Annotated in this window: 13 protein-coding genes; 8 read left to right on the top strand and 5 right to left on the bottom strand. The window is 54.9% G+C overall.

Features of this window, described 5'->3' with window-relative positions; all coding sequences use genetic code 11:
• Nucleotides 1-107: 107 nt before the first annotated feature.
• The 3 genes from ENTMO_RS0119910 to ENTMO_RS0119900 all read right to left on the bottom strand — a co-directional run bounded on the left by ENTMO_RS0119910 (nucleotide 108) and on the right by ENTMO_RS0119900 (nucleotide 2,875).
• On the bottom strand, nucleotides 108-467 hold the full coding sequence (locus tag ENTMO_RS0119910; RefSeq protein ID WP_010435334.1) for a hypothetical protein: 360 nt from the start codon (nucleotides 465-467) through the stop codon (nucleotides 108-110).
• 125 nt (nucleotides 468-592) lie between these two features.
• Nucleotides 593-2,026: a 6-phospho-beta-glucosidase BglA gene (bglA, locus tag ENTMO_RS0119905; RefSeq protein WP_010435332.1), complete on the bottom strand. Its 1,434-nt coding sequence runs from the start codon at nucleotides 2,024-2,026 to the stop codon at nucleotides 593-595.
• 117 nt (nucleotides 2,027-2,143) lie between these two features.
• Nucleotides 2,144-2,875, bottom strand: a complete 732-nt coding sequence (locus ENTMO_RS0119900; RefSeq protein ID WP_010435329.1) for a MurR/RpiR family transcriptional regulator — start codon at nucleotides 2,873-2,875, stop codon at nucleotides 2,144-2,146.
• A gap of 266 nt (nucleotides 2,876-3,141) precedes the next feature.
• Here ENTMO_RS0119900 and trhA point away from each other — a divergent pair, with 266 nt between their 5' ends.
• Entirely contained in the window at nucleotides 3,142-3,801 is a 660-nt protein-coding gene (trhA, locus tag ENTMO_RS0119895; RefSeq protein ID WP_003863433.1) for a PAQR family membrane homeostasis protein TrhA, read from the top strand.
• An 83-nt stretch (nucleotides 3,802-3,884) separates the two neighbouring features.
• On the opposite strand, the gene ygfZ is transcribed toward trhA, so the two are convergent.
• A complete protein-coding gene (ygfZ, locus tag ENTMO_RS0119890) occupies nucleotides 3,885-4,865 on the bottom strand; it encodes a tRNA-modifying protein YgfZ (protein ID WP_010435324.1) in 981 nt (326 codons plus the stop codon).
• Between the two features lie 294 nt (nucleotides 4,866-5,159).
• Between ygfZ and sdhE the strand changes: the two genes are divergently transcribed.
• Together sdhE and ENTMO_RS0119880 are read left to right on the top strand one after the other, a co-directional pair.
• A complete protein-coding gene (sdhE, locus tag ENTMO_RS0119885) occupies nucleotides 5,160-5,426 on the top strand; it encodes an FAD assembly factor SdhE (RefSeq protein ID WP_010435322.1) in 267 nt (88 codons plus the stop codon).
• Nucleotides 5,407-5,817: a protein YgfX gene (locus tag ENTMO_RS0119880; protein ID WP_010435320.1), complete on the top strand. Its 411-nt coding sequence runs from the start codon at nucleotides 5,407-5,409 to the stop codon at nucleotides 5,815-5,817. The genes sdhE and ENTMO_RS0119880 overlap by 20 nt, the downstream gene beginning before the upstream one ends.
• Nucleotides 5,818-5,824: 7 nt before the next feature.
• On the opposite strand, the gene fldB is transcribed toward ENTMO_RS0119880, so the two are convergent.
• Nucleotides 5,825-6,346: a flavodoxin FldB gene (gene fldB / locus ENTMO_RS0119875; RefSeq protein ID WP_010435318.1), complete on the bottom strand. Its 522-nt coding sequence runs from the start codon at nucleotides 6,344-6,346 to the stop codon at nucleotides 5,825-5,827.
• A gap of 101 nt (nucleotides 6,347-6,447) precedes the next feature.
• On the opposite strand from fldB, the gene xerD reads away from it, so the two are divergent.
• From xerD to lysS, 5 genes are all read left to right on the top strand, one after another.
• Nucleotides 6,448-7,344 carry a site-specific tyrosine recombinase XerD gene (gene xerD, locus ENTMO_RS0119870; RefSeq protein WP_010435315.1) on the top strand — a complete coding sequence of 299 codons (897 nt, stop codon included), beginning with the start codon at nucleotides 6,448-6,450 and terminating at the stop codon, nucleotides 7,342-7,344.
• A 28-nt stretch (nucleotides 7,345-7,372) separates the two neighbouring features.
• A complete protein-coding gene (dsbC, locus tag ENTMO_RS0119865; protein WP_010435313.1) occupies nucleotides 7,373-8,086 on the top strand; it encodes a bifunctional protein-disulfide isomerase/oxidoreductase DsbC in 714 nt (237 codons plus the stop codon).
• Nucleotides 8,087-8,091: 5 nt separating this feature from the next.
• Nucleotides 8,092-9,825 carry a single-stranded-DNA-specific exonuclease RecJ gene (recJ, locus tag ENTMO_RS0119860; protein ID WP_010435310.1) on the top strand — a complete coding sequence of 578 codons (1,734 nt, stop codon included), beginning with the start codon at nucleotides 8,092-8,094 and terminating at the stop codon, nucleotides 9,823-9,825.
• Nucleotides 9,826-9,914: 89 nt separating this feature from the next.
• A protein-coding gene (prfB, locus tag ENTMO_RS0119850) for a peptide chain release factor 2 (protein WP_108416304.1) occupies nucleotides 9,915-11,013 on the top strand; the annotation gives its coding sequence in 2 pieces (ribosomal slippage) (nucleotides 9,915-9,989 and nucleotides 9,991-11,013; 1,098 coding nt in all).
• Nucleotides 11,014-11,022: 9 nt separating this feature from the next.
• A complete protein-coding gene (gene lysS, locus ENTMO_RS0119845; RefSeq protein WP_010435299.1) occupies nucleotides 11,023-12,540 on the top strand; it encodes a lysine--tRNA ligase in 1,518 nt (505 codons plus the stop codon).
• Nucleotides 12,541-12,566 lie beyond the last annotated feature (26 nt).

The raw sequence follows: 12,566 nt of genomic DNA, 5'->3' as shown, positions 1-12,566 counted from the left end.
CTGAGGGGCAGCCATAGCCAAAGCAGGCAGACCAGCAGTCGCCTGAATACAGTAAACATAAATTTTCTCCGTAAATGATGAATTAACCTGATGTGTCAGGCGAATGCTCATTCACGGAAGACGCAGAGTCTTAGATGTACCCGTAATCGGGGCGGGGAGATAACGCGGGGAGGCCACAGCCGCTCGCGGCGTGGCGGATTAGCGGCCAGCAGCGCAAGAAGCAGGGTGACGGCAAAGAGAGCACCTTCAAACAGTATTGGCGGAACGGCCATCAGCGATTTCGCGCTGAGTTCACAGGGCGTGACCGGTGCGTCGATGCTCTCCTGCCCCTGCTGGACAGGCTGGCTTACGGCGGTGACGTTCATGACAAGCGCGTGCATCCCGGCCATCCGCTGGGCGGTGCATATCAGCACCACCAGACAGGCCAGGGCAACAAGCAGGATAGCGTTGCGTTGTCGTTTGATCATCTTTGCCTCAAATATTCACGAGGCTTATCTTATAGGGCGCAGGTTTTTTGGCAACGCTTAAGCTGTAAAGAAGTGTCCGGGAGATAAGAGGTTTGCCCTCTCCTGTGCGAGGAGAGGGCGATGAATTACAGCGTTTCGCCGTTGCTGGCAATCACGGTTTTATACCAGTCGAAGCTCTTCTTACGGGAACGGGACATGTCACCGGAGCCGTCGTCGTGCTTGTTCACGTAGATAAAGCCATAGCGCTTGCTGTACTGACCGGTGGTAAAGGAGACGCAGTCGATGCAGCCCCACGGGGTGTAGCCCATCAGATCCACGCCGTCGTACGTCACGGCCTTCATCATCTCTTCCACGTGGGCGCGCAGGTAGTCGATGCGGTAGTCATCGTTGATGCTGCCGTCTTCTTCCACTTTGTCGTAGGCGCCGAAACCGTTCTCCACGATAAACAGCGGCTTCTGATAGCGCTCGTACAGTTCGCACAGCGCATAGCGCAGACCCACCGGGTCAATCTGCCAGCCCCAGTCGGAAGCTTTGACGTGCGGATTCGGCACGCTGCCTTCGAAACCGGAAATCGCATCGCCGGTGCCGCCTTCCGCTTTGACCGCGTTGGTCATGTAATAGCTGAAGCCCAGGTAGTCGCACGTCCCATCACGCAGGATCTGCTCGTCCCCCGCTTCCATTTTGATGGAGAAACCGCGGCGCTCCCACTCGTTCAGCACGTAGGACGGGTAATAGCCGCGCAGCTGGACGTCGGTAAAGACGTAGCGCTCGCGCATGGATTCCTGGGCGAACATCACGTCTTCTGGTTTACAGGAGAACGGATAGAGGGCCACCATCGCCAGCATGCAGCCGACTTTCATCTCCGGGTTGATGCGACGGGCAGCTTTCACCGCCAGAGCGCTGGCCACAAACTGGTGGTGCAGCACCTGGTACATGGTCTCTTCCGGATTGTCGTGCTCGGTATAGACCACGCCGGAGCAGCAGTAGCCGAACAGCGGCGCGCGCCAGTTACGCTGGTTGTTAATTTCGTTGAAGGTCATCCAGTATTTGACCTTATTTTTGTAGCGCTCAAACACGACTTCGGAGAAGCGCACAAAGAAATCGACCACTTTGCGGTTGGTCCAGCCGCCGTACGCCTGCACCAGGTGCAGCGGCATTTCGAAGTGGGAGAGGGTGATGACCGGCTCGATGTTGTACTTCAGCAGCTCGTCGAACATGTCGTCGTAGAACTTCAGTCCCTCTTCGTTTGGCTGCGTTTCATCACCCTTCGGGAAAATACGTGTCCAGGCGATGGAGGTGCGGAAGCACTTGAAGCCCATCTCGGCAAACAGCTTGATGTCTTCTTTGTAGTGGCCGTGGAAATCTACCGCGTCGTGGTTTGGGTAGTATTTACCCGGCACCACCTCCTGAGTGATTTCACGCGGTACGCCGTGCGCACCGCCGGTCAGGACGTCGCAAATGCTTGGCCCTTTGCCGCCTTTATTCCAGCCGCCTTCAACCTGGTGAGCCGCAACCGCGCCGCCCCATAAAAAATCTTTCGGTAAGGTCAGTTTTTTCATCTTTGCTATTTCTCAATTCAGGACTCATTGAAATCGAGTCTAGCAAAGCGAAATTAAATGTCACGATATAACAATTTGTGCGCAATGTGATTTGTTACATCAAAAAAACAGGGTGTTTTATTCTGCTAATTTCTTCGCCAGCTTACGCCCAAGCGATTCCAGAATATAGATGACGGGAATTTGGGTGGTAATATCGTACACGCCTGCAATACGCGTTTGAGGCACATGCCAGGAGAGGTTAAAGTCCGCCAGCTTTGCCAGGCGTGAGTGTTCGTGACTGGTGATAGAGAGCACCTTGCAATGGTGTAGGCTAAACTGGCTGGCAAAGCGCAGGATCTCCTCGGTTTCACCCGAGACGGAGAGCACGATAGCCAGTGCATTTTTTGCCATATCATTGGTGACGGGAAAATAAGGGTCGTCGATATGGTTGCTGAATTTTCCGATATTTGAAAAAAAACGTGCGCCATATTTTGCCAGTGAACCGGATGTGCCCGCTCCGACAAATATAATGCGTTCTGAAGATAAAATAATATCTACAGCGTCATCTAATAACGCATCAAACTCTTCATTGTTGACGCTTTTAAAGAAGCTGATAATTTCACTGGCACCAAAATTGGCCTGCTGCGGTTCATTTTGCTCTAAATAGAGCTTAAAGCGCACGCGGAATTCAGAGTAGCCGTCGCAGTTCAGCTTGCGGCAAAAGCGCAGGATTGTGGTGGTGGAGACGCCAGCCGCGTCCGCCAGTTCGCGGATGGTCATGTACATCACTTTGTCACGGTTCTTAATGACGTAGTTGTAGACCATCATCTCAAGATTGTTGAGACTGGCAACGGCGGAATGGGTGAACATACTCACGGCAGCAAAACTCTCATTCAGACAGCATTTTCTCATCATAACATGCCGGCAGACGGCATAACTCAATTTTATACCCTTGATTCTTAATAATTAATTTTAAATGTGAACAAATGTTAGGTGAGTTATTGTTGTATATATATGATTTATATTGTTATTTTTTATAGTTGAAATTATTTTAGCTAACAGGTGTTCACTGGAATCATTCTCAGTTAGCATAGTCAGGCGATGAATAATCATCTTTTGTTTTCCCGGAGTTAAGTATGGTAAGCAGACCATTAATCGCACAGGGATATTCGCTGGCTGAGGAAGTAGCCAACAGCATAAGCCACGGCATTGGCCTGGTTTTTGGGATTGTCGGTTTAGTATTACTGCTGGTGCAGGCGGTGGACACCAACGCCAGCGCGATGGCTATTACCAGCTACAGTTTGTATGGCGGGAGTATGATCCTGCTCTTCCTGGCCTCGACGCTGTATCACGCTATTCCCCATCAACGGGCTAAGATCTGGCTCAAAAAATTTGACCACTGCGCTATCTATCTTCTTATCGCAGGCACCTACACGCCGTTTTTGCTGGTGGGATTGAACTCGCCGCTGTCGCGTGGCCTGATGATTGTTATCTGGAGCCTGGCGCTGCTGGGGATCCTGTTTAAGCTGACCATCGCACACCGTTTTAAGGTGCTGTCGCTGGTGACCTATCTGACGATGGGCTGGCTGTCGCTGATTGTGGTATATCAACTGGCGATTAAGCTGGCTGTTGGGGGCGTAACGCTTCTGGCGGTGGGCGGTGTGGTCTACTCGCTGGGCGTGATTTTCTACGTCTGCAAGCGCATTCCGTATAACCACGCTATCTGGCACGGCTTTGTGCTCGGCGGCAGCGTGTGCCATTTCCTGGCGATTTATTTGTATGTGGGGCAGGTGTAGTTTGTTGTCGGGTGGCGGCTTCGCCTTACCCGACCTACGGGACTGTAGGCCCGGTAAGCGCAGCGCCACCGGGCGATACAGCATCACTCATCCAGTGAATACGGCAGCGGTTCAATGCTCAACGTATTGGCATCGTCGCGCACGCGGAATACGCTGTTGGCTTCCATATCGTTATTCATGACGACCTGCACCAGCAGACGACCATCATCCAGCTGAACGGCGGCGAGTACCGTGCCGGTACGGCGCCAGTTTTCACCCATTTTCAACTCGAGATCTTCGCCTGCTTCCGGAACGCGGCTGGCGCGGCCCGCCAGTGTCCACAGGGCGCGTTTGTTGGCACCGCGGAATTTTGCACGTGCCACCATCTCCTGACCGGTGTAACAGCCTTTCTTAAAGCTGATGCCACCCAACGCCTGGATATTTGTCGCCTGCGGAATAAACTGTGCGCTATTCACCGCGTCAATGACGGGCAAACCCGCTTCAATGTTCAGCGCCAGCCACTGTTGGCTGTTATTCAACTGCGCTTCACCGCGCAGGGCCTCGGTCACGCGCTCAGCGGTGGCAACATCCGTCACCAGCAGGAAACGCTCGGCAGGATGCTCAAACCACAAAATAGAGGTCTCACCTTCGCTGACCACCTGTTTTTCCGCATCCGGCAGTTCGCTGAAAAGATTGTTGAGCGCTGCACGCGCCTGGAAACCTGCCACACCCAGCAAAACATGCTCGTCGTCCGGCGCGATGATGACTTTGGAAAACACCGCATATTTTTTCAGTTCGGTCAGCTGGGCATCACGCAGGCTGCGGCGTTCAATTAAGGCAAACCCATCCTGGTGGCGGAACAGGCGCAGATTGCTCCACATTTTTCCTTTTGGATCGCAGTGCGCTGCCAGCAGGTGCTGGTGTTCAGTCAGCTGCGCAACGTCTGCCGTCACCTGCCCCTGCAGGTATTTTTCGGCGTCGGCACCGGTAAGCGTCGCCAGCGCCCAGTCATCAAGAGTCATCAGCGTCAGCGGTAGACGCGCAGGGGCGGCGGGCTGGCGAGGGGTAAATGGAGTAAATGCCATAGTGATATCCTGAATTGCTTAACGCTTTGATAATGCCTAATGGTAAAAGAGACTACAGCCATTGCAAGCGCTTTCAGCACGCCATTCGTGCCATCGTGCGGTTATGCGCAGCGGCACGCAAAATAATGTAATTCACTGTCTTTAGAGTGGTTATCCTGGAATCCGGCTCGGCGATTGCAATATTCCAGTAAAGAAACGGCCAAAAACACGTTACACTAGCAACTGTTCCCGGAAAGAAATAATGAATACCTAACGGGATACCGACTGTGCCAAACGTAATGCAGGAAACAGAACATGGATATTAACAACAAGGCCCGTATTCACTGGGCGTGCCGTCGCGGCATGCGCGAACTTGATATCTCCATCATGCCGTTCTTTGAATATGAGTATGACAGCTTAAGCGATGACGATAAGCGCCTGTTTGTTCGCCTTCTTGAGTCTGACGATCCGGATTTATTCAACTGGCTGATGAATCACGGCAAACCCGCCGACACCGAGTTGCAACGGATGGTGCAATTAATTCAAACACGGAATCGGGAACGTGGTCCTGTGGCAATCTGATCTTCGCGTCTCATGGCGCTCGCAGTGGATGTCATTACTGCTCCACGGCCTGGTTGCGGCCTTTGTTTTACTGATGCCGTGGCCGCTAAGCTATACGCCGCTGTGGTTATTGCTGCTGTCGTTTGTGGTTTTTGATAGCGTGCGCAGCCAGCGCCGGATCAACGCCCGTCAGGGTGAAATCAAACTGCTGATGGATTCCCGTCTGCGCTGGCAGGGGAAAGAGTGGGAGATCGTCGGTACACCGTGGATGCTTAGCGTTGGCATGATGCTGAGACTGCGTCAGCCTGAAGGTGGTCGTCGCCAGCACCTGTGGCTGGCTGCCGACAGTATGGATGCTGCGGAGTGGCGAGATCTGCGCCGGATGATGTTGCAACAACCGACGCAGGACTAAGTTCGCGTTAGCTGAACTTCTCGGCCATTTCACCCAGTATCTGTTCGCACCAGTTTTCCAGGCGTTCGTCGCTGAGGTCGTACTGGTTGGTTTCATCCAGGGCAAGCCCGACAAACAGCTGACCCTCCGCGATAATCGGTTTTTTGCTGGTGAACTCATAGCCTTCTGTTGGCCAGTAGCCTATAAACGTCGCGCCTTTCGGTGCCAGTTTATCGTGCAGCATGCCGAGCGCATCCAGGAACCACTCGCCGTAGCCTAGCTGGTCGCCCATGCCGTACATCGCAATGATTTTGCCGTCGAGGTTGAGCGAATCGAGCTGATCCCAGATGGCTTCCCAGTCTTCCTGTATCTCGCCAAAGTCCCAGGTCGGGATGCCGAGGATCAGCACGTCGTACTGTTCCATCAGCGCGACGGCGTCATCTTTCAGGTTATGCAACGTCACCAGCTCCGGGCCGATGATGTCGCGAATTTTTTCCGCTGCCATTTCGGTATAGCAGGTGCTGGAACCATAGAAAAGACCAATATTCATCGCGTAACGTTCTCAATTCTTACTCTGACTTTGCGCGTAGTGTACCAGAAACCGATGGCAATCAGGCATAATGCCCTGATTGCAGAATCAAAGAGGTTGATGTGGAAAAGGATCTCGCACTCATCGAACAGTTTCTCGACGCGCTGTGGCTGGAGAAAAACCTGGCCGAGAACACGCTCAGTGCCTATCGGCGCGATCTCACCATGCTGGTGGAATGGCTGGCACACCGGGAACTGACGCTTGAGAGTGTCCAACGCGATGACCTGCAGGCGCTGCTGGGTGAGCGGATGGACGGTGGCTACAAGGCCACCAGCTCCGCACGCCTGCTTAGCGCAATGCGTCGTCTGTTCCAGCATCTCTACCGTGAGAAGATCCGGGCGGACGATCCCAGTGCGCTGCTGGCATCGCCTAAACTTCCGCAGCGGCTGCCGAAAGATCTCAGCGAAGCGCAAGTTGAGAGATTATTACAATCACCCGCTGTTGACCTGCCGCTGGAGTTACGCGATAAAGCGATGCTTGAACTATTGTATGCTACCGGTTTGCGCGTTTCGGAACTGGTTGGCCTGACGATGAGCGATATCAGCCTGCGTCAGGGCGTGGTTCGCGTGATAGGTAAAGGGAACAAAGAACGGCTCGGCCCGCTGGGTGAAGAGGCGGTGTACTGGCTGGAGACGTATCTGGAGCACGGCAGACCGTGGCTTCTGAATGGCGTTTCTATCGATGTGCTGTTCCCCAGCCAGCGCGCGCAGCAGATGACGCGACAAACCTTCTGGCATCGCATCAAGCATTACGCCACACTGGCGGGCATTGACAGCGAAAAGCTGTCGCCGCACGTTTTGCGTCATGCCTTTGCGACGCATCTGCTAAACCACGGCGCTGATTTGCGCGTGGTGCAGATGCTGTTGGGACACAGCGATCTCTCAACGACGCAGATTTATACCCATGTCGCGACGGAACGCCTGCGGCAGCTACATCAACAGCACCACCCACGCGCGTGAGTGCCGACGAATTGTTACAGGATTAAATATGAAAAAGTCTTTTGCGCTGTTCACCCTGCTGGCAGCCTCATTTACCGGTTTTGCTCATGCTGACGACGCCGCCATCAAACAGTCTCTGACGAAACTGGGTGTCACCAGCAGCGACATTCAGCCCGCGCCCGTTGCGGGAATGAAAACCGTCTTAACCAACAGCGGTGTGCTGTACGTGACCGAAGATGGAAAGCACATCATTCAGGGGCCGATGTATGACGTGAGCGGCGCGCAGCCGGTCAACGTGACCAACCAGCTGCTGATGAAAAACCTGAATGCGCTTGAAAAAGAGATGATCGTTTATAAAGCGGCGCAGGAAAAACACGTGATTACCGTCTTCACCGATATCACCTGCGGCTACTGCCACAAGCTGCATGAAGAGATGAAAGACTACAACGCGCTGGGTATTACCGTGCGTTACCTGGCCTTCCCGCGTGCAGGCGTGCAGAGCCAGCCAGAGCAGGACATGAAGGCTATCTGGTGTGCGAAAGACCGCAACAAGGCCTTTGATGATGCCATGAACGGCAAAGGCGTTAAGCCTGCTTCCTGCGACATTGATATCGCAAATCATTATGCGCTGGGCGTGCAGTTTGGCGTGACCGGTACCCCAGCCATCGTGCTGAGCAACGGCTACGTGGTGCCGGGCTATCAGGGACCAAAAGAGATGAAAGAGTTCCTCGACGCGCACCAGAAACAGACTGCGGGTAAATAATCCGCGTGAAAGCTCCGATAAAACTGCGCCGCCGCGAAGCGGCTGACACGGCTGATTTACCTGACGATCTTTCGCCGCTGCTGAAGCGGCTCTATGCCAGCCGCGGTGTGCGAACGGCGGACGATCTTGAGCGTAGCGTCAAAGGTATGCTGCCCTGGCAGCAGCTAAGCGGCGTCGAAAAGGCCACTGAAATGCTCTACAACGCGTTCCGGGAAGGGACGCGGATTGTGGTGGTGGGCGATTTCGATGCCGACGGTGCAACCAGTACCGCACTGAGCGTGCTCAGCCTGCGCGCGCTGGGCTGCGATAACGTCACCTATCTGGTGCCAAACCGCTTTGAAGACGGTTACGGTCTTAGCCCGGAAGTGGTCGATCAGGCTCACGCGCGCGGTGCGCAGATGATCCTGACCGTGGATAACGGGATCTCCTCCCATGCGGGTGTCGATCATGCGCATGCGCTGGGGATCCCGGTGCTGGTTACCGATCACCACCTGCCGGGGGAAACCCTGCCTGCCGCCGAAGCCATCATTAACCCCAATCTGCGCGACTGCGATTTCCCGTCGAAATCCCTGGCCGGTGTCGGCGTGGCGTTTTATCTGATGCTGGCGCTGCGAACGCTGCTGCGCGATAAGGGCTGGTTTGAGTCGCGCGGGATTGCCGTGCCTAACCTGGCCGAATATCTCGACCTGGTGGCGCTGGGTACCGTGGCGGACGTGGTGCCTCTCGATACCAACAACCGTATTTTGACCTGGCAGGGCTTAAGCCGCATCCGGGCGGGCAAGTGTCGTCCGGGGATTAAGGCGCTGCTGGAAATTTCAAACCGCGATCCGCTGAAGCTGGCGGCAAGCGATCTCGGCTTTGCCCTCGGGCCGCGTCTTAACGCAGCCGGAAGGCTGGACGATATGTCCGTCGGCGTCGCGCTGCTGCTGTGCGACAACATCGGCGAGGCGCGCGTGCTGGCGAACGAGCTCGACGCCCTGAACCAGACCCGTAAAGAGATCGAGCAGGGGATGCAGGCCGAAGCGCTGACCCTGTGTGAAAAGCTGGAACGCAGCGGCGATACGCTGCCGGGCGGCCTGGCGATGTACCATCCCGAGTGGCATCAGGGCGTGGTCGGCATCCTGGCGTCGCGCATCAAAGAGCGCTTCCACCGTCCGGTGATTGCGTTTGCCCCTGCGGGCGACGGCACGCTGAAAGGCTCCGGTCGTTCAATTCAGGGGCTGCACATGCGCGATGCGCTGGAGCGTCTGGATACGCTTTACCCGGGTCTGATGATCAAGTTTGGCGGTCACGCGATGGCGGCAGGCCTGTCGCTGGAAGAGGCGAAGTTCGACGAGTTTCAGCGGCTGTTTGGCGAGCTGGTGACAGACTGGATTGACCCTGCACTGTTACAGGGCGAAGTGGTCTCCGACGGCGAGCTTTCACCGGCTGAAATGACCATGGAGGTGGCCCAGATGCTGCGTGACGCGGGGCCGTGGGGGCAGATGTTCCCGGAACCGCTGTTCGATGGCCGTTTCCGCCTGCTGCAACAGCGAATTGTTGGCGAACGTCACCTCAAAGTGATGGTCGAGCCAGCCGCTGGTGGCCCGCTGCTGGACGGCATCGCCTTCAACGTTGACACCTCCATTTGGCCGGACAACGGCGTGCGGGAGGTTGAGCTGGCCTATAAGCTTGATATCAACGAGTTTCGTGGTAACCGCTCCCTTCAGATCATCATCGACAATATCTGGCCAATTTAGCGTCAGTAAAGCTACAAAAAAGGGCGTGGATTCGGTACAATCCCGCTCTTATCACCGCATTTTGACAAGCCCATAAAAGAAAACAGACCATGTTTGAAATTAATCCGGTAAAAAACCGCATTCAGGACCTCACGGAGCGCTCTGACGTTCTTAGGGGGTATCTTTGACTACGATGCCAAGAAAGAGCGTCTTGAAGAAGTAAACGCCGAGCTGGAACAGCCGGACGTCTGGAACGAACCTGAACGCGCGCAGGCGCTGGGTAAAGAGCGTTCCTCTCTCGAAGCGATTGTCGATACCCTGGACCAAATGTCTCAGGGGCTGGAAGATGTCTCTGGTCTGTTGGAACTGGCTGTAGAAGCCGACGACGAAGAAACCTTTAACGAAGCCGTGGCAGAACTCGACGTTCTGGAAGAGAAGCTGGCACAGCTCGAATTCCGTCGTATGTTCTCCGGCGAATACGACAGCGCCGACTGCTATCTTGATATTCAGGCCGGTTCTGGCGGTACAGAAGCGCAGGATTGGGCGAGCATGCTGGCGCGTATGTATTTGCGTTGGGCAGAAGCGCGCGGTTTCAAAACCGAAATTATCGAAGAATCTGAAGGTGAAGTCGCGGGTCTGAAATCCATCACCATTAAGATTATTGGTGATTACGCTTACGGCTGGCTGCGTACTGAAACCGGCGTTCATCGCCTGGTACGTAAGAGCCCATTCGATTCTGGCGGACGCCGTCATACCTCCTTCAGCTCCGCGTTTGTTTACCCGGAAGTGAAAGACGATATCGATATCGAAATCAACCCGGCCGATCTGCGTATTGACGTTTACCGCGCATCCGGTGCGGGTGGTCAGCACGTTAACCGTACGGAATCGGCGGTGCGTATTACCCACATTCCAACCAACACGGTAACGCAGTGCCAGAATGACCGTTCCCAGCATAAGAACAAAGACCAGGCCATGAAGCAGATGAAAGCGAAGCTTTATGAACTGGAAATGCAGAAGAAAAATGCTGAGAAACAGGCGATGGAAGACAACAAGTCCGACATCGGCTGGGGCAGCCAGATCCGTTCTTACGTCCTTGATGACTCCCGCATCAAAGACCTGCGTACCGGGGTTGAAACCCGCAACACGCAGGCGGTGCTGGACGGCAGCCTGGATCAATTTATCGAAGCAAGTTTGAAAGCAGGGTTATGAGGAACCAACATGTCTGAACAACAAGCACAGGGCGCTGACGCGGTAGTCGATCTTAACAACGAACTGAAAACCCGCCGCGAGAAGCTGGCAGCGCTGCGTGAGCAGGGCGTGCCGTTCCCGAACGATTTTCGTCGTGACCACACCTCAGACCAACTGCACGCAGACTTCGACGGTAAAGAGAACGAAGAGCTGGAAGCGCTGAACATCGAAGTGTCTGTGGCTGGCCGTATGATGACCCGTCGTATCATGGGTAAAGCGTCCTTCGTGACGCTGCAGGACGTTGGCGGCCGTATTCAGCTGTACGTTTCCCGTGACGACCTGCCGGAAGGCATCTACAACGAGCAGTTCAAGAAGTGGGACCTGGGCGATATCCTGGGCGCGAAAGGTAAGCTGTTTAAAACCAAGACCGGTGAACTCTCTATCCACTGCACCGAGCTGCGTCTGCTGACCAAAGCCCTGCGCCCGCTGCCGGACAAATTCCACGGCCTGCAGGATCAGGAAGCGCGCTACCGTCAGCGTTATCTGGACCTCATCTCTAACGATGAATCCCGCAAGACCTTCAAAATTCGCTCTCAGATCATGGCCGGTATCCGCCAGTTCATGGTCAACCGCGATTTTATGGAAGTAGAAACCCCAATGATGCAGGTGATCCCTGGCGGTGCCTCTGCGCGTCCGTTCATCACCCATCACAACGCCCTGGACCTGGACATGTACCTGCGTATCGCGCCGGAACTGTACCTGAAGCGTCTGGTGGTCGGTGGCTTCGACCGCGTGTTTGAAATCAACCGTAACTTCCGTAACGAAGGCATCTCCGTGCGCCATAACCCAGAGTTCACCATGATGGAACTCTATATGGCGTATGCGGATTACAAAGATCTGATCGAGCTGACCGAATCCCTGTTCCGTACCCTGGCGCAGGACATTCTGGGCACCACCGAAGTGCCTTACGGTGAAGAAGTCTTCGACTTCGGCAAGCCGTTCGTCAAGCTGACTATGCGCGAAGCGATCAAGAAATACCGTCCGGAAACCGAGATGGCCGATCTGGATAACTTCGACTCAGCGAAAGCCATCGCGGAAAGCATCGGTATCAAGGTTGAGAAGAGCTGGGGTCTGGGCCGTATCGTGACCGAGATCTTCGAAGAAGTGGCCGAAGCGCACCTTATTCAGCCGACCTTCATCACCGAATACCCGGCAGAAGTCTCTCCGCTGGCGCGTCGTAATGACGTGAACCCGGAAATCACCGATCGCTTCGAATTCTTCATCGGTGGCCGCGAAATCGGCAACGGCTTCAGCGAGCTGAACGATGCAGAAGATCAGGCGCAGCGTTTCCAGGACCAGGTAGATGCGAAAGCGGCAGGCGACGACGAAGCGATGTTCTTCGACGAAGACTACGTGACCGCGCTGGAGCACGGCCTGCCGCCAACGGCGGGTCTGGGGATTGGTATCGACCGTATGGTGATGCTGTTCACCAACAGCCATACCATCCGTGACGTGATCCTCTTCCCGGCGATGCGCCCGGTGAAATAAGGCGTTAAGATGTAAAAAAAGCCCCG

Source organism: Enterobacter mori LMG 25706 (assembly GCF_000211415.1).
Taxonomy (GTDB): Bacteria; Pseudomonadota; Gammaproteobacteria; order Enterobacterales; family Enterobacteriaceae; genus Enterobacter; species Enterobacter mori.
Note: the sequence above shows the minus strand (reverse complement) of the source record. Positions and strands in the feature narration are given on the sequence as shown.

Bases quoted from the DNA above. Each gene is read 5' to 3' on its own strand.
- ENTMO_RS0119910 (WP_010435334.1), bottom strand. From the start codon at position 467: ATGATCAAACGACAACGCAACGCTATCCTGCTTGTTGCCCTGGCCTGT.
- bglA (WP_010435332.1), bottom strand. From the start codon at position 2,026: ATGAAAAAACTGACCTTACCGAAAGATTTTTTATGGGGCGGCGCGGTT.
- ENTMO_RS0119900 (WP_010435329.1), bottom strand. From the start codon at position 2,875: ATGTTCACCCATTCCGCCGTTGCCAGTCTCAACAATCTTGAGATGATG.
- trhA (WP_003863433.1), top strand. From the start codon at position 3,142: ATGGTAAGCAGACCATTAATCGCACAGGGATATTCGCTGGCTGAGGAA.
- ygfZ (WP_010435324.1), bottom strand. From the start codon at position 4,865: ATGGCATTTACTCCATTTACCCCTCGCCAGCCCGCCGCCCCTGCGCGT.
- sdhE (WP_010435322.1), top strand. From the start codon at position 5,160: ATGGATATTAACAACAAGGCCCGTATTCACTGGGCGTGCCGTCGCGGC.
- fldB (WP_010435318.1), bottom strand. From the start codon at position 6,346: ATGAATATTGGTCTTTTCTATGGTTCCAGCACCTGCTATACCGAAATG.
- dsbC (WP_010435313.1), top strand. From the start codon at position 7,373: ATGAAAAAGTCTTTTGCGCTGTTCACCCTGCTGGCAGCCTCATTTACC.
- lysS (WP_010435299.1), top strand. From the start codon at position 11,023: ATGTCTGAACAACAAGCACAGGGCGCTGACGCGGTAGTCGATCTTAAC.